Source organism: Streptomyces platensis (genome assembly GCF_008704855.1).
GTDB classification, from domain to species: Bacteria; Actinomycetota; Actinomycetes; order Streptomycetales; family Streptomycetaceae; genus Streptomyces; species Streptomyces platensis.
In genome coordinates this window covers 5,776,703-5,793,364 of the sequence record NZ_CP023691.1, presented here as the reverse complement: position 1 = coordinate 5,793,364, position 16,662 = coordinate 5,776,703, and the positions used below count along the sequence as shown (strand labels likewise).

The following is a 16,662-nucleotide window of genomic DNA, read 5'->3' as shown; positions in this document are numbered from 1 at the left end:
CTTCGGCGAGGGCCTAGCCTTGCTCTCGGCCGATCAGCAATACGGCCGCTGGTCGGTGAGCGACGCTGCCACCCTCATGAAGAGGCCGAAGAGCCGGAAGAGCTGCGGTACGGCCTCCGTCACCTCGGCGGTGCGTGAGTCTCTCAGCGTGACCCCGGGGATCACTTCGAGCTGAGCGGCCACGGTGGCCGATTGCCAGCGGACCGCCAGGGTTGAGGGGGCTTCCGTGAAGGGCGGCCGGAGCCGGGAAGCACGGCGCGCACCCTCGGCGGCAGCCTCCTCGATCGCCTTACGGGCTTCCGTCGCGGGCCGCAGTCGGGCGCTGAACCGGTCCCGGGCGTATTTCACCGGGGCCGTGACGACCCGGGCATCCCAGGCGTTCATCTCGTCACACGCCGCGTCGTCGCCGGAAAGCGTGACCACGGGCACTCCCATCGCGGCGGCGGTGGCCTGCGCGAACCCGATCTCGCCCATGGGGCGGTCGTCCAGCCACATGTCTTCGATCTCGTGGCCCATGTAGCTGTGGCTGAGCACGCCGAGAGCGCCGGCACGCGCGTGGTACCCGATGCACATCACCGCGTCGAAGGCGCCGTCCAGCCCTTCGAGCATCCCCATCCGCTTGGGCTTGCCTCTGACCAGCTCGGCCTCGGGGTGCAGCTGATCCGCGAGCAGGTTCCGCATGGCACTGTGTGCGTCGTTGACCAGCACCCTGGTCGCACCGGCCGAGAGCGCTCCGCGTATGGCCGCGTTCACGTCCTCGGTCATCATGACGCGACCGTGCTCGTAGTCGTGCCCACCCAGCTGTACGTCATGGGCGTCCACCAGCCCGGTGACGCCTTCCATGTCCGCGCTGATGTAAACCTGCACGTCCACGCCTCCGCTCCGGCCCTCGGGCCCCGCTCCCGGCCAACCAATGATCACGACGTGGTCATCATGGTCGGGAGCGATCACACGGGTCGAGCGGTTCTCGGACGAAATCGAGCCGCAGGCAGACATGGCCGCACCGGCTCACCCACGCGCCCCGGACGCGGCGCGGCTCGGACGCGGCTCGGCTGCCCGCTGTCAGGTCGCCAGGACCCCGCCGCATCCGGACACCAGGGCATCCCCTCATCACGGCATCCCCGCATCAGGCGCGGCCGGCCCCGTGGACCGGCCGCGGGCCCGCTCACGGCTTCGGCAGGGGCTTGCCGTACCAGAGCTCGATCAGGCGGGCGGCGATCGAGATGCCGTAGGGCGGGAGGACCTCGCCGGATTCGAAGGCGGTGCGGAGGTCCTCGCGGGAGAACCAGCGGGCCTCTTCGATTTCCTCGCCGTCGACCTGGATCTCGGCGGAGGTGGCGCGGGCCATGAAGCCCAGCATCAGGCTGGAGGGGAAGGGCCAGGGCTGGCTGGCGATGTATTCGACCTCGCCGACGACGACGCCGGCCTCCTCGAAGACCTCGCGGGCCACCGACTGCTCGATGGACTCGCCCGGCTCGACGAAGCCCGCAAGGGTGGAGAAGCGGCCCTCGGGCCAGTGGACCTGGCGGCCCAGGAGTGCGCGGTCCTCCTCGTCGGTGACGAGCATGATCACGGCCGGGTCGGTGCGCGGGTAGTGCTCGGCGCCGCAGGCCGGGCAGCGGCGGATGTGGCCGGCGGCGGCGATGACGGTGCGTTCGCCGCAGCGGGAGCAGAAGCGGTGCAGCCGCTGCCAGTTTTCGAGGGCGACGGCGTGCACGAGGAGGCCGGCGTCGCGGGGCGACAGCAGCAGGCCGGCCTCGCGCAGGCCCGCCGGGCGCGCGGACTGGTCCATGCGGCCGGGCAGTGAGTCCTTCTGGAGGGCGAAGTAGCTGACGCCGTCGTCGTCGGTGCCGAGGTAGTAGCGGTGGGCCTCGGTCAGCGGCGCCTCGAAGGACGGCGTCATGATCAGCTCGGTACGGCCGTCGGGGGTGTCGTCGATCAGCGCCTGGCCGCCGGACACCACGAAGACGCGCGTCGTCGGGTGGCTCCAGGCCGCCGCCAGCCAGGCCTCGTCGAGGCGGTGATGGGCGGAGCGGTCGATTCCGCTCGGTGCGCTGAAGGTGATCGGACGGTCGGCGCTGTGGTCGGTCCAGGTGGTCACTGGTGTTCCAACTCCCCCTATGGCGTGGGTGATTGCTGCGTACGGGCGCGGGTCGGTACGGCGGTGCGCGCGGTCAGGCCGTTGGCCAGGTCTCCGCCAGGTCGCCCCAGAGGTGGGCGGCGGTCTCGACGCCCTTCATCAGCAGGTCGAGCTCGACCTTTTCGTTCGGTGCGTGCCAGCCGTCGGACGGGATGGAGATGCCGAGGAAGAGCACCGGGACGCCGAGGACGTCCTGGAGGTCGGCGGCCGGTCCGGAGCCGCCCTCGCGGGTGAAGCGGATCTTCTGGCCGAAGGCCCGGCCCATGGCGCGGACGACGGACTGGAGCGCGGGGTGGTCGAGCGGGGTGAGGCAGGGGCGGGTGGCGCCCCAGAAGGAGATCTCGTGGCGGATGCCGGCCGGGAGGCGTGCGGCGACCCAGTCGCGTACGGACTGCTGCACGGCGGCGGCGTTCTGGCCCGCGACCAGCCGGAAGGACAGCTTGAGCTGGGCGCTGGCGGGCACGATGGTCTTGCCGCCGGGGCCTTGGTAGCCGCCGCCGATGCCGTTGACCTCGGCGGTGGGGCGGGCCCAGATGCGTTCCAGGGTCGTGCTGCCGGCCTCGCCGAGGGTGGCGTGGGAGTGCGCGGTGCGCAGCCATTCCGCCTCGTCGAAGGGGAGCTCGGCGAAGAGTTCCCGTTCCTGGTCGGTGAGTTCGATCATGCCGTCGTAGAAGCCGGGGACGGCGACCCGGCGGTCGGCGTCGTGCAGGGCGGCGGCCAGCCGGGCGGCCTCGGTGGCGGGGTTGGGGACGGCGCCGCCGAACGATCCGGAGTGGATGTCCTGGTCGGGGCCGTAGAGGTCGATCTGACAGTCCGTCAGGCCGCGCATGCCGGTGCACACCGTGGGGGTGTCCTTGGACCACATGCCGGTGTCGGAGACGATCACCGCGTCGCAGGCGAGGCGGTCGGCGTGCTTTTCGATCAGGGCCGGGAAGTTCGGTGAGCCGGACTCCTCCTCGCCCTCGATCAGCAGCTTGAGGTTGACGGCGGGGGCGGTGCGGCCGGTCGCGGCGAGGTGCGCGCGGACGCCCAGGGTGTGGAAGAACACCTGGCCCTTGTCGTCGGCGGCGCCCCGGGCGTAGAGCTTGCCGTCGATGGTCTGCGGCGCGAAGGGGTCGGTGTGCCAGCCGTCCTCGCGGGCGGCGGGCTGGACGTCGTGGTGGCCGTAGACGAGCACGGTCGGCGCGGACGGGTCACCGGAGGGCCATTCGGCGAAGACCGCGGGCAGGCCGCCGGTCTCCCAGATCTCGGTGGTCGGGAAGCCGGTGTCGGTGAGCTTCGCGGCGAGCCATTCGGCACTGCGGCGGACATCGCCGGCGCGCTCCGGGTCGGCGGACACGGAGGGGATGCGCAGCCATTCGGCGAGGTCTTCGAGGAAGGCCTCGCGGTGGAGGGTGAGGTACGCGCGGACGGCGCTGTCCGGGGTTGTGCTCATACGACCGAGCCTATCGGCCTTCCGGGGGAGGCAGGTCGGCGGTCTCGCCGAGGAGGATGCGTTCGAGTCCGGCCCGGCCGGGGAGCCGGGTGGGTCTGACGACCTCGCCGGTGCGGACATAGAGGAAGGCGGCGTCGACGGCGGACGGCGCCAGGCCGTGGCGCTCGGCCCAGGCGAGGCGGTAGATCGCCAGCTGGAGGGGGTCGGCGGTGTGGGCGCGGCCGGTTTTCCAGTCGACGATCTCGAAGCGGTCGCCGTCGGGTCCGGGCTCCTTGTAGACGGCGTCGATCCGGCCGCGGATCATCCGGCCCGCGAGGGTCAGCTGGAAGGGGGCCTCGACCCGGTAGGGGGTGCGGTGGGCGTACGGGGTACGGGCGAAGGCTTCCTTGAGGGCTTCGAGGTCGTGCTCGTCGACGATCTCGGTCTCCTCGCCCGGTTCGGCGCCCGGCAGTTCGTCGGGGCCGAGCAGCGGCAGCGTGAGTTCTTCGAAGCGGGATTCCACCCAGGCGTGGAAGCGGGTGCCGCGGCGGGCGCCGGGCTGGGGCGGGCGCGGCATGGGGCGGGCCAGTTCGCGGGCGAAGCCGTCCGGGTCGGCGGCGAGGCGCAGGAGCTGGGTGGCGCTGAGCGCGGACGGCAGCGGGACGTCGCGGACGGTCGCGCGGGCGCGGCGCAGCTCGGCGGCGAGGGCGTCCAGATCGCGGTCCCAGGAGCCGATGGTGCGGCGCTCTTCGGGGAGGAGGGGGTGGGGTGTGGTGTCGGCCTCGTGGGCCGGGTGGGCCGGGTCGGGCAGGCCGGTGAGGTCGGGTTCGGTGGAGCGCTGGGCGACGATGTGGGGGCGGGGGGCGGCCGGGTCCGCCGTGGGGGCGGGGGCGGTCTCGCTCTCGGCCTGGGCCTCGGCCTCCGCCTCGGGGGTGGCATACGTCGGGCCCGCGTGCGCCGTGGCGTCCCCCAACGAGCCGGTGTCCTCGAACGGTCCGGCTTCAAGGTCATCCCCGTCGAAGGGATCGGCCTCGGCCGCCTCATACGGCGCGGCCTCGTCGAAGCCATACGGCGCGGCCTCGTCGAACGGCCCGGCCTCCGGAAGGTCGAACGGGTCCGCCTCGGGGACCTCGTACGGGTCGCCGTCCCAGGTGTCCTCCGGCGGGGCCGGCGGCCAGTCGGGGTCGTGGGCGAACCGTGCGGGTGCGGCGGGTACGGAGGCGGCCGACCCCGGGCCCGCCGTCCTGCGCTCCAGATGGGCGCGGACCGTGGCCGCGGCGCGGCGACGGCGGGCGGTGGCGGCGGGGTCGAGGGGCAGGGGCCAGGCCTGTTCCGTGGCGGCCTCGGAGAGGGCCGGGTTCTCGTCGCCGTCCTCGGGGGCCTCGGCCCAGTGCTCGATCTCGCCATGGCCGGCTTCGCAGTGCTCGCGCAGGGCCTCCAGGAAGACGGACGGGCCGCGCGGCCGCTTCTGCTGGGGGCCCCACCAGTGGCCGGAGCCGAGGAGCAGGGAGCGGGGGCGGGTGAAGGTGACGTAGCCGAGGCGGAGTTCCTCGGTTTCCTGGTGGTGCTTCATCGCCTCCTTGAAGGATTTCAGGCCGCGGGCGGTCCATTCCTCGACGTCGGGGAGGGTCGCCGCGTCGCCGCGCAGGGCGTGCGGGAGGACCTTGGGGCGGCTGGTCCAGGACTCGCGGGCCTGTTCGCTGGGGAATTGCTTGCCGACCAGGCCGGGGACGGCGACGACGTCCCATTCCAGGCCCTTGGACTTGTGGGCGGTGAGCACCTTGACGGTGTTGTCGCCTCCGGGGAGGGAGCTGTCGAGGCCCTTCTCGTACTGGACGGCGGTGCGCAGGAAGCCGAGGAAGGCGAGGAGGGTGGCATCGCCGTCGAGGGATTCACCGCCCTGTTTGGCGGCGAATCCGGCCGCGATGTCGAGGAAGGTGCCGAGGGTTTCGCGGCGGCGGGCGGCGAGGGCGTGCGGGGAGGCGGACAGTTCGACTTCCAGGCCGGTGGCGGCGAGCACCCGGTGGAGCACGTCCATGAGGGGGTCGCCCAGGGAGCGGCGCAGGTCGCGGAGTTCGGTGGCGAGGTAGGCGAAGCGCACCCGGGCCTCGGCGGAGAACGGGAGGCCGTCGTCGGGTCCGTCGGCTTCCAGGAAGGTGTCGAGGGCGTCGGCGAGCGAGATGGTTTCGGCGGGGTCGACGCCTTCGACGGCCTCCGCGAGCCGCTGTGCGGGGTCATCGGAGGGGCCGCCGTGGTGGACGAGGGTGCGGGCGCGGCGGCCCAGGAGCGCCAGGTCGCGGGGGCCGATCCGCCAGCGCGGGCCGATCAGCAGGCGGACCAGGGCGGCGTTGGCCGTGGGGTCCTGGAGCACTTCGCAGACGGCGACGAGGTCGGCGATCTCGGGCAGATGCAGCAGCCCGGAGAGGCCGACGACCTCCACGGGGACGTCCCGGGCGACCAGTTCGCCCTGGATGCGGGCGAAGTCGCCGGCGGTGCGGCAGAGCACGGCGATCTCCCCGGGCGGGGTGCCCGTGTGGACGAGGTGGGCGAGGGAGTCGGCGAGCCAGCTGAGCTCTTCGGCGTGAGTGGGCAGCAGGGCGCAGCGGACGAGGCCGTCGCGCTCGGCGCCGGGGGCGGGGCGCAGCGCTTCGACGCCTTCGTGCATCCGGCGGAGGGGGGCGGCGAGGCCGTTGGCGAGGTCGAGGAGGCGGCCGCCGCTGCGGCGGTTCTCGCTGAGGGCATACCGGCGGGCGGGGGCGCCGTCCTCGAAGGGGAAGTGGTCGGGGAAGTCGTCCAAGTTGGCCACGGAGGCACCGCGCCAGCCGTAGATGGCCTGGCAGGGGTCGCCGACGGCGGTGACGGCGTGGCCGGTGCCGGCGCCGAAGAGGCCGGAGAGCAGCAGGCGTTGGGCGACGGAGGTGTCCTGGTACTCGTCGAGCAGGACGACGCGGAATTCGTCGCGCAGGATACGGCCGACTTCCGGGCGGGTGGTGGCGAGGGTCGCGGAGTGGGCGATCTGGTCGCCGAAGTCGAGGAGGTCGCGGCGGCGCTTTTCGCTGCGGTAGGCCGTGACGAGGTCGAGGAGTTCCCGGCGGCCGCGGGCGGTTTCGGGGGCTTTGCGCAGGTCGGCGTTGGTGAGCTTGACGCCGTCGAGGGTGGCGAGGAGGTCGCTGTCGTAGGCGCGGAGTGCGGCGGGGTCCACCAGGTGCTCGGCGAGCTCGGCGTCCAGGGCGAGGAGGTCCTCCACGAGGGAGGGCAGGGAGGTGGTGAGCGCCGGGTAGGGGCCGGGGGCGGCGCGCAGGGTGCGGGCGGCGAGCTGGAAGCGGGTGGCGTCGGCGAGCAGCCGGGCGCCGGGCTCCAGGCCGATGCGCAGGCCGTGGTCCTTGAGGAGCTGGCCGGCGAAGGCGTGGTAGGTGGAGATCCGCGGCTCGCCGGGGGGCTGGTCGGGGGCGCCGCCGGCGGGCGGGAGGGCGTCGGGGTCGGTGACGCCGGCGGCGAGCAGCGCGGCACGGACGCGTTCGGCGAGTTCGCCGGCGGCCTTGTTCGTGAAGGTCAGCCCGAGGACCTGTTCGGGGGCGACCTGGCCGGTGCCGACCAGCCACACCACCCGGGCGGCCATGACCGTGGTCTTGCCGGAACCGGCTCCGGCCACGATGACCTGCGGGGCGGGCGGGGCGGTGATGCACTCCGTCTGCTCCGGGGTGAACGGGATGCCGAGCAGCTCCTTGAGCTGATCGGGGTCGGTGAGGCGAGCTGACACGACAAAAACCGTAGCGGTCGCCACTGACAATCCGCTGCGCTGGGCCCGCTCTCCCACGTTTTCGGCTTTCCCGCCGTGGGGGACCTCGCCGTTTGCGGCCCGCTTGCGCGGTGCCCTCGCCGTTGCGCCTGCGGCGGGCGGGTGGTTGTCGGGTGCGGTGACGGACCTCCGGGGCCTGGTGTGTGGACTGCTTCGCTTTACGTCCACACACCAGGCCCCTCCGGCCCGTCCCCTCCCGTTGGGGGAGTGAGTGACGGTGGGTGGGGGCTGGCCGCCGCGAGCCGTTCCGGTGCGACCGAGCCGTCCACTGCGATCTACGAGGTGCACCGGACCACCCACGTGCACCCCCACCGACCGTCTTTCCCACCCCTCAACGGGAGGGGACGGGTTTGCGCGGGTGGGGGTTTCCGGACGTAAAGCGAAGCAGTCCGGAAACCCCCACCCGCGCAGACCCGTCACCGCACCCCAACAGCCCCGCGCAGCGGACCCCGCCCGCCGCAGGCGCAACGGCGAGCAACAACCACGGCGGGAAAGCCGAAAACGTGGGAAGGCAGCCAAGCGCAGCGGAACTCACTCCACGATGTGCCGGCCCTCCGGCTGGGCGCTGCACGAGGCCCGGAAGGTGCAGTGGGTGCAGTGGGTGCCGGTGGTGGGCGTGAACCGCTCCTCCAGCACGCGGCCCGCGGCGGTGGCCAGGAGCTCCCCGATCCATTCGCCGTCCGGCGGCGGCTGCGCCTGGACGGCGGGCAGCGCGTCGCCGCCTTCCTTCTGGGGGGCGCCCAGCCGCAGATGGACCAGTTCCGCGCCGCCCGGTTCGGGGGTGCGGCCGTCGAAGGCCTCGTCGAGGGCGCCTTCGCGCACCGCGAGCTGGTAGACGGCGAGCTGGGGGTGGCGGGCGACCTCGGGGCCGGTCGGTTTCTGTTTGCCGGTCTTGAAGTCGACGACATAGGCGCGGCCCTGCGCGTCCTGGGAGACGTGGTCCATGCTGCCGCGGATACGGACCTCGTGGGCACCGGCCCGGAGGGTGAGGTCGAAGCCGTGCTCGGTGGCGACGGTGTCCCGGCCGCGGGTCTCGCGTTCCATGACGTGCCAGCGCAGGAACCGCTCCAGGGCGGCGCGCGCCTGGTCCTTCTCCTGGCGTGACTTCCAGGGGGCGTCGAAGGCGAGGGCGTCCCATACGGAGTCCAGGCGCGCCATGAGGACGGACAGATCGGCGGGGGTGCGGCCGGAGGCGACCTCGTCGGCGAGCACATGGACGACGTTGCCGAAGCCCTGGGCGGCGGTGGCGGGGGTGTCCGCCTTGACCTCGCGGCCCAGGAACCACTGGAGGGAGCAGGTGTTGGCGAGCTGGTCGAGGGCGCTGCCGGAGAGGACCACGGGGCGGTCGCGGTCGCGCAGCGGGACGCTGCTGTGGGTGGGCTCGTGCAGGCCCCACCAGTTGTCCGGGTGGGCGGCCGGTACCAGGGGGTAGTGGTCGTCGTCGTGCAGTGCCGCCAGTTTGGCGAGCCGCTGGGCGGCGGCCTCACGCAGCGCGGGGGTGGCGGCGGGGTCGACGGTGGTGGCGCGCAGTTCGGCGACCAGCGCGGCCACCGCGAGGGGGCGGCGGGGGCGGCCGGTGATGTCCTGGGGGGTGACGCCCAGCTCGGTCAGGAAACGGGACGGCTGGTCGCCGTCGTCGGCCGCGGCCTTCACGGCGGTGACGACCAGGCGGTCACGGGCGCGGGTGGCGGCCACATAGAACAGCCGGCGTTCCTCGGCGAGCAGGGCGCCCGGGGTGAGCGGTTCGGCCAGGCCGTCGCGGCCGATCCGGTCGGCCTCCAGGAGTGAGCCGCGCCGGCGCAGGTCGGGCCAGAGGCCTTCCTGGACACCGGCGACGACGACGAGCCGCCATTCCAGGCCCTTGGCACGGTGGGCGGTCATCAGCCGTACGGCGTCGGGCCGGACGGCGCGCCGGGTGAGGGTGTCGGCGGCGATGTCCTGGGCGTCGAGTTCCTCCAGGAAGTTGAGGGCGCCGCGGCCGCCGGTGCGTTCCTCGGCGCGGGCCGCGGTCTCGAAGAGGGCGACGACGGCGTCCAGGTCCCGGTCGGCGTTGCGGCCGGCCGCGCCGCCGCGGTGGGCGGCCCGCTCCAGGCGCTGCGGCCAGGACGTGCCGTCCCACAGCTCCCACAGCGCCTGCTCGGCCGTGCCGCCCCCGGCGAGCAGTTCGCGGGCCTTGCGCAGCAGCAGACCGAGCCGCTGGGCACCGCGTGCGTAGGCGGGGTCGTGGGCCACCAGGCGCTGGGGCTCGGCGAGCGCCCGGGCGATCAGTTCGTCGGAGGGCCGTGGCAGTAGTTGTCCGGCGGCCCGTTCCTCCTCCCGCAGGGCACGGCCCAGGCGGCGCAGGTCGGCGGAGTCCATCCCGCCCAGGGGTGAGGCCAGCAGATCGAGCGCGGTTTCGGCGTCGAGCCAGCGGGGGGCGGCGGCCGGGGCGGCCCCCGGGGAGGCGACCGCGGCGGGTTCCGTTTCGTCCGCGGGCTCCGTTTCGTCCGCGACGGTCTCGTCCCCACCGGAGGCGCCCCCGCCCAGCTCGTCCCCGCCAGGCCAGGCGTCACCAGGGGCTCCGTCGCCGGCCGCCTCCTGCCCCAGCGCCGCCCGTGCCGCTGCCCGGAGGGCCGTCAGCAGGGGGGCGACCGCGGGTTCGTGGCGCAGCGGCAGATCGTCGCCGTCGATGTCGAGCGGTACCCCGGCGGAGGTGAGCGCACGGCGCACGGCGGGGAGCGAGCGCCCGCCGGCGCGGACGAGGACGGCCATCTCGCGCCAGGGCACCCCGTCCTCCAGGTGGGCGCGCCGCAGGATGTCGGCGATGTTGTCGAGTTCGGCGCCGGGTGTCGGGTACGTGTACACCTCGACGCGGCCGCCGTCCCGTACGGGCGCGGGCTCGCGGTGGGCGCGGACCTTCTGGGCGGGCAGGCGGGTGAGCGGCATCCGGCGGGTGAGCAGCCGGGTGGCCGCGAGCAGGGTGGCGCCGGAGCGCCGGGAGGTGCCGAGTACGGCCACCGGGGCGGGGGTGCCGTCGCCGCGCCGGAAGGTCTCGGGGAAGTCGAGGATGCCGTTCACGTCGGCGCCCCGGAAGGCGTAGATCGACTGGTCGGGGTCGCCGAAGGCGACGAGGGTACGGCCCGGGGAGCCCGGGGTGCCGGTGGCTCCGTGGTTGCCGGCGAGCGCGCGCAGCAGCCGTACCTGGGCGACGTCGGTGTCCTGGTACTCGTCGACGTACACCGCGTCATAGGCGGCGGCCAGCTGCGCCGCGACGTCGGATTGTCCGGCGAGCAGCACGGCGCGGTGCACCAGCTCGGCGTAGTCCAGGACGCCCTGGCCGTCCAGGACGTCGAGGTATTCGGCGAGGAAGGCGGCCGCGGCGCTCCAGTCGGGGCGGCCGGTGCGCCGGGCGAAGGCGCCGAGGGCCTCCGGGCCCAGGCCCAGTTCGCGGCTGCGGGCGAGCACCGCGCGGACCTCGTCGGCGAAGCCGCGGGTGGTCAGGCAGGCCCGCAGTTCGTCCGGCCAGCTCACCTGCGCGCGGCCGGCGCCGGCCAGCTCCGCCTGCCCTTCGAGGAGCTCCCGGACGACGAGGTCCTGCTCGGGTCCGGACAGCAGCCGCACGGGGTCGGCGAAGAGGTCGGCGTCCTGGTGGGCGCGGACCAGGGCGTAGCAGAAGGAGTGGAAGGTCGTCGCCTGCGGGATGCCCGCCCGCCGGGCGCCGCCCGCCGTACCGGGCGCCCCGTCGGACTGCCCCTCCAAAGCGGCCAGCCGGGCCGCGAGCCGGTCGCGGAGTTCGACGGCGGCCTTGCGGCTGAAGGTGAGGACGAGGATCCGCTCGGGGTCGGCGCCGGCCCGTACCCGGCGGGCCACCGACTCCACCAGGGTGGTGGTCTTGCCGGTGCCCGGACCGGCCAGCACCAGCAGCGGCCCGTGCCGGTGGTCAACCACGGCCCGCTGGGCTGCGTCCAGGACAGGAGGAGCCACCCGCCCCGGCGGGGTGCGCACCAGGCGGTACGCGCCGGCGGCAGCCCGCCGCGCCGCCCGGTGGGGCTGCGTCGGCGGGGCGGCCGAGAAGGAGGAACTCACGTGGATCGCCGGTCCTGAGGAGGTGCTTGTCGTGGTGCATGGGTGGTGCGAGGGGCCCCCGGACGGTCTCCGGAGGAGCGCCGCGCCGCGGGCCGTCGTCCTGGGGGACGGTTCGGCTGCGTGGTGCGCGGCGGGGCCGTCGTCGTGACGGCAGTGCCCGACGCTACGCCAGTCGGCACCCGGGCCGCAGCGCGTCCCACGAGCCGTCGCGCACCGCCGTCGGTGCCAGGGCGTCTCCGCAGGATCCCGTCGTCCGCCCGGAGAGCGAGCAAGGCGGGACTGTGCGGACCCGCCCTAGCCGCTCCGCTGCCCGTCCCAGCGGGCCCGGCGCATGTCGAGCCGCGGTATGTGGTCGTCGGCCTCCCGCCCGGCGGTGCGCAGGGGGGTGCCTTCCTCCCGGTAGTGGGCCAGTGCGCGCAGTTCGCTGCCGGGCAGCAGCCGGCCGTCCGCGCGCACGACCCGCCACCAGGGCACCGCACCGCCGTAGAGCGCCATCACCCGCCCCACTTGGCGGGGCCCGCCGGCGCCCGTCTCCGGGAACCCGGCGGGCGGTTCCTCGTCCCGGAGCCACTCCGCGACGTCCCCGTACGTCATCACCCGGCCCGCCGGGATCAGCTCGGCGACGGCGAGGACCCGCTCCGCGTAGGGCGGCAGCTCACCCGCCCCTGTCTCTCCGGTCCCACTCATTCGGTCCATCCTGCCGCACGGCACCGACAATGGGAGCGGACACACGGTCCCGTACCCCGCGGAGGTCGGCGGCAAGGCGTCGTCAGCCGTGGTGCGGGGGAGGATGTTCCGCTTCCCGCACCCCCGAAATGCACCCTGATGCCCTCCTCCACCGGTCGGTCGTGCCACCATCTTCCGGACGGTGACTGGTGATACGAGATCAAGAAGAGACGGCCGAGCAGCAGGGTGCGGCGCCTCCACGGGAGGCGGGCGCCCCTGAGGCGCTGGCCGTCGACGCCGCCCGCACCGCGCCCGGACCGGCCGCTGTGACCGAGCGGCCCGAGCGGCAGCAGGTGGCAGCACAGGGGAAGCACCAACGGGAGCCGGCCACGGCTTCCGCTACCGAAAAGGCGAGCACGATCGAGAAGGCCGAACGACCCGGGGCGTCCCAGAGGCCGGAAGGACCCAGGGAGCCCGAGCCAACCGAGGAGCAGGAGGAGGAGCGGGAGCACACGCAGCCCGAGGAGGAGCAGGTCCGGCACGACCAGGGCGAGGAGCAGCCGTCCGGCGCGGCCCGGAGCAAGCCCCGTACGGGCTCGCACCGTGCCGATCTGAGCGCCGACGAGTACGGCGAGTTCCATGTCGACCGGGTCTCCGGCGACGAGCCGCTGCTGCCCGCGCGGGTGCACCGGCCCTCCGACCTGCTGCGGCTGTTGCTCGGCATCGCCGGGATCGCGCTCGTCCTCGGGCTCGCCACGTTCGCCCACGGCACCACCCAGGGCCTGGAGAACGACATCGGCAGCGGCGCGAAGGCGGCGCCCCCGCTGCTGATCAATCTGGCCGGGCTGACCTCCAGCGTCGCGGTGCTGATCGTGCCGGTGGCGTTCGCCGTCGAGCGGCTGATCAAGCGGGACGGGCTGCGGATCGCGGACGGGGTGCTCGCCGCCGTCCTCGCCCACGGGGTGTCGCTGGCCACCGACCTGTGGGTGGCCGAGGCCGCCCCGCCCTCCATCCGGGACGCGCTGACCCAGACCCTGGACAACGGTGCCCTCTCCGCTCCGGTGCACAGCTATCTGGCGCCCGTGATCGCCTATATGACGGCGGTGGGGATGTCCCGGCGGCCCCGCTGGCGGGTCGCGATGTGGTGCGTGCTGCTGCTGGACTCGTTCGCGGTGCTGGTCGGGCGGTACACCACCCCGTTCGCGATCGTCACGACCGTGCTGATCGGCTGGACCGTCGCCTACGGCACCCTCTACGCCGTCGGCTCCCCCAACGTCCGTCCCACCGGCCAGAACCTCCTCGCGGGGCTGCGCCGGGTCGGCTTCCACCCGGTCTCCGCGCTGCGCGCGGAGGACGCGGCGGGCGCGGAGCAGTCCGAGCACGCCGACCGCGGGCGCCGCTACCTCGTCACCCTGGAGGACGGCCCGCCGATCGATGTCACCGTCGTCGACCGCGAGCAGCAGGCGCAGGGCTTCTTCTACCGCGTGTGGCGGCGGCTGTCGCTGCGCGGCATCAATCAGCGCCGCAGTCTCCAGTCGCTGCGCCAGGCGCTGGAGCAGGAAGCGCTGCTGGCGTACGCGGCCATCGCGGCCGGCGCGCACGCCCCCAAGCTGATCGCCACCTCCGAGCTCGGCCCGGACGCGGTGATGCTGGTCTACGAGCACATCGGCGGCCGCAGCTTCGACTCGCTCGCCGACGAGGAGATCACCGACGCGCTGATGCACAGCGCCTGGCAGCAGGTCGAGTCGCTCCAGTCCCGGCGGATCGCGCACCGGCGGCTGGTCGGGGACGCGCTGCTGGTGGACCGCTCCGGCGACATCGTGCTGACCGAGCTGCGCGGCGGGGAGATCGCGGCCGGTGATCTGGTGCTGCGGATGGACATCGCGCAGCTGCTGGCCACCTGCGGCCTGCGGGTCGGTGCCGAGCGTGCGGTGACCGCGGCCGTCGAGGTGCTGGGCCCGGACGCGGTCGCGGACAGTCTGCCGCTGCTCCAGCCGATCGCGCTGAGCCGCACCACCCGCGCGACGCTCCGCCAGCTGGCCCGGGAGCGGGCCAAGCGGGAGCGGGAGGCGGTGCTGGAGGCGTCGCAGGCCGCCAAGGAGGCGCGGGAGGCCCGGGACGCGGCGGGTACGAAGGACCGCAAGACGCTCCGGGCCGAGCGGCACGCGGAGAAGAACGCCGAGAAGCGGGCCCTGGACGAGGCGTCCGAGGAGGCCCGTGAGGAGGATCTGCTGGCGCAGATCCGCCGGCAGGTGCTGCTGATCCGTCCGGCGGCGGTGATCGAGCCGGCGAAGCTGGAGCGGCTCAGCCCGCGCATCCTGATCAGCTGGATCGCCGGTGCGTTCGCGGTCTATCTGCTGCTGTCCCAGCTCACCCACTTCAACTTCAGCGATCTGATCAGCAAGGCCCAGTGGATGTGGGTGCTGGTCGCGGTGGGCTTCTCGGGGCTGACGTACATCGCGGCGGCGATGAGCCTGCTGGGGTTCGTCACGGAGAAGGTGTCGTTCGTCAGGACGGTCATCGCGCAGATCGCGGGCAACTTCGTGAAGCTGGTGGCGCCCGCGGCGATCGGCGGGGTGGCGCTCAACACCCGCTTCCTTCAGCGCGCGGGGGTCCGTCCGGGCCTGGCGGTGGCGAGCGTCGGGGCGTCCCAGCTGTTCGGGCTGGGCAGCCACATCCTGCTGCTGCTCACCTTCGGCTATCTGACGGGCACCGAACGGACCCCGACGATCTCCCCGTCCCGTACGGTCATCGCCGGGCTGCTGACGGTGGCGGTGCTGGTGCTGGTCGTCACGGCGGTGCCGACGCTGCGGAAGTTCGTCTCGACGCGGGTGCGGTCGCTGTTCGCGGGGGTGGTCCCGCGGATGCTGGACATTCTCCAGCGGCCCGGGAAGCTGGTCACCGGTATCGGCGGGATGCTGCTGCTGACGGCGGCGAACGTGATGTGTCTGGACGCCTCCATCCGGGCGTTCGGCGGCGGCGACACGATTAGCTACGCGAGTATCGCGGTGGCCTTCCTGGCCGGTAACGCGCTGGGATCGGCCGCGCCGACACCGGGTGGTGTGGGTGCCGTCGAGGGCGCGCTGTTCGGTGCGCTGACCGTTGCCGGGCTCGCCGGTGATGTGGCGTTCCCGGCGGTGCTGCTGTTCCGGCTGATGGTGTTCTGGCTGCCGGTGCTGCCGGGCTGGGTGGCCTTCACATATCTGACGCGCAAGGGCGAGATCTGAGCGCGGGCGCCGGGCGCGGGCCGGCCTTACCTCCCGTACACCGCGCGAAGGCGCCGGTCCGCAGAACACGGACCGGCGCCTTTCGCATGGTGCGGGAAGCTCAGTAGACCGGCTTCTCCGGCTCGACGGTGTTGACCCAGCCGATGACGCCGCCGCCGACGTGCACGGCGTCGGCGAAGCCCGCGGACTTCAGGACGGCCAGGACCTCCGCGGAGCGGACGCCCGTCTTGCAGTGCAGGACGATCTTCTTGTCCTGGGGGAGGTCCTGGAGGGCGGTGCCCATCAGGAACTCGTTCTTCGGGATCAGCCGGGCGCCGGGGATCGAGACGATCTCGAACTCGTTCGGCTCGCGGACGTCGATGATCTCGATCTTCTCGTCGCCGTCGATCCACTCCTTGAGCTGCCGAGGAGTGATCGTCGAGCCGGCCGCGGCCTCCTGGGCCTCCTCGGACACGACGCCGCAGAAGGCCTCGTAGTCGATGAGCTCGGTGACGGTCGGGTTCTCGCCGCAGATCGCGCAGTCCGGGTCCTTGCGGACCTTGACCTGACGGTAGGTCATCTCCAGCGCGTCGTAGATCATCAGCCGGCCGACGAGCGGGTCGCCGATTCCGGCGAGCAGCTTGATGGCCTCGTTGACCTGGATGGAGCCGATGGAGGCGCACAGCACACCCAGGACGCCGCCCTCGGCGCAGGAGGGCACCATGCCGGGCGGCGGGGGCTCGGGGTAGAGGCAGCGGTAGCAGGGGCCGTGCTCGCTCCAGAACACCGACGCCTGGCCGTCGAAGCGGTAGATCGAACCCCAGACGTACGGCTTGTTCAGCAGCACACAGGCATCGTTGACCAGGTAGCGGGTGGCGAAGTTGTCGGTGCCGTCCACGATCAGGTCGTACTGCGCGAAGAGCTCCATGACGTTCGTGGAGTCCAGGCGCTCTTCGTGCAGGTTCACTGTGACGTACGGGTTGATGCCCAGCACCGTGTCCTTGGCGGACGCGGCCTTGGAGCGGCCGATGTCCGCCTGGCTGTGGATGATCTGGCGCTGGAGGTTCGACTCGTCGACCTCGTCGAACTCCACGATGCCGAGCGTGCCGACACCGGCCGCGGCCAGGTACATCAGCGCGGGCGAGCCCAGGCCACCGGCGCCGACGCACAGCACCTTGGCGTTCTTCAGCCGCTTCTGCCCGTCCATCCCGACATCGGGGATGATCAGGTGGCGGGAGTACCTGCGGACCTCATCGACGGTGAGCTCGGAAGCGGGCTCGACCAGGGGTGGCAGCGACACGGGGACTCCGTTGGTCGGTCTTGATGGGGTTCCCCCGCCCGAGCCGAGCCGGGAGTGGGGGAGCTTGCACTC

Annotated in this window: 8 protein-coding genes; 1 reads left to right on the top strand and 7 read right to left on the bottom strand. The window is 73.3% G+C overall.

Going from position 1 to position 16,662, the window contains the following annotated elements:
* Positions 1-33 precede the first annotated feature (33 nt).
* From CP981_RS25760 to CP981_RS25735, 6 genes are all read right to left on the bottom strand, one after another.
* A complete protein-coding gene (locus CP981_RS25760; protein WP_085923000.1) occupies positions 34-867 on the bottom strand; it encodes a M55 family metallopeptidase in 834 nt (277 codons plus the stop codon).
* A 298-nt stretch (positions 868-1,165) separates the two neighbouring features.
* Positions 1,166-2,101: an NAD(+) diphosphatase gene (nudC, locus tag CP981_RS25755; RefSeq protein WP_085922791.1), complete on the bottom strand. Its 936-nt coding sequence runs from the start codon at positions 2,099-2,101 to the stop codon at positions 1,166-1,168.
* 73 nt (positions 2,102-2,174) lie between these two features.
* The gene (locus CP981_RS25750; protein ID WP_085922790.1) at positions 2,175-3,575 is read right to left on the bottom strand and encodes a dipeptidase; all 1,401 of its coding nucleotides are present in this window, start codon (positions 3,573-3,575) and stop codon (positions 2,175-2,177) included.
* A gap of 10 nt (positions 3,576-3,585) precedes the next feature.
* Positions 3,586-7,314 carry an ATP-dependent helicase gene (locus CP981_RS25745; RefSeq protein ID WP_150522370.1) on the bottom strand — a complete coding sequence of 1,243 codons (3,729 nt, stop codon included), beginning with the start codon at positions 7,312-7,314 and terminating at the stop codon, positions 3,586-3,588.
* A 570-nt stretch (positions 7,315-7,884) separates the two neighbouring features.
* Complete coding sequence (locus tag CP981_RS25740; protein WP_085925113.1) at positions 7,885-11,418, bottom strand: ATP-dependent helicase; 3,534 nt, start codon at positions 11,416-11,418, stop codon at positions 7,885-7,887.
* Between the two features lie 294 nt (positions 11,419-11,712).
* Positions 11,713-12,105 (bottom strand): MGMT family protein, encoded by a 393-nt coding sequence (locus CP981_RS25735; RefSeq protein ID WP_085925112.1) that lies wholly within the window; start codon positions 12,103-12,105, stop codon positions 11,713-11,715.
* Between the two features lie 188 nt (positions 12,106-12,293).
* Here CP981_RS25735 and CP981_RS25730 point away from each other — a divergent pair, with 188 nt between their 5' ends.
* Positions 12,294-15,311, top strand: coding sequence for a lysylphosphatidylglycerol synthase transmembrane domain-containing protein (locus tag CP981_RS25730; RefSeq protein WP_085925111.1), 3,018 nt, complete (start codon positions 12,294-12,296; stop codon positions 15,309-15,311).
* A gap of 100 nt (positions 15,312-15,411) precedes the next feature.
* On the opposite strand, the gene moeZ is transcribed toward CP981_RS25730, so the two are convergent.
* Complete coding sequence (gene moeZ / locus CP981_RS25725) at positions 15,412-16,590, bottom strand: adenylyltransferase/sulfurtransferase MoeZ (RefSeq protein ID WP_085925110.1); 1,179 nt, start codon at positions 16,588-16,590, stop codon at positions 15,412-15,414.
* Positions 16,591-16,662: the final 72 nt, after the last annotated feature.

Bases quoted from the DNA above. Each gene is read 5' to 3' on its own strand.
- CP981_RS25735 (WP_085925112.1), bottom strand. From the start codon at position 12,105: ATGAGTGGGACCGGAGAGACAGGGGCGGGTGAGCTGCCGCCCTACGCG.
- CP981_RS25750 (WP_085922790.1), bottom strand. From the start codon at position 3,575: ATGAGCACAACCCCGGACAGCGCCGTCCGCGCGTACCTCACCCTCCAC.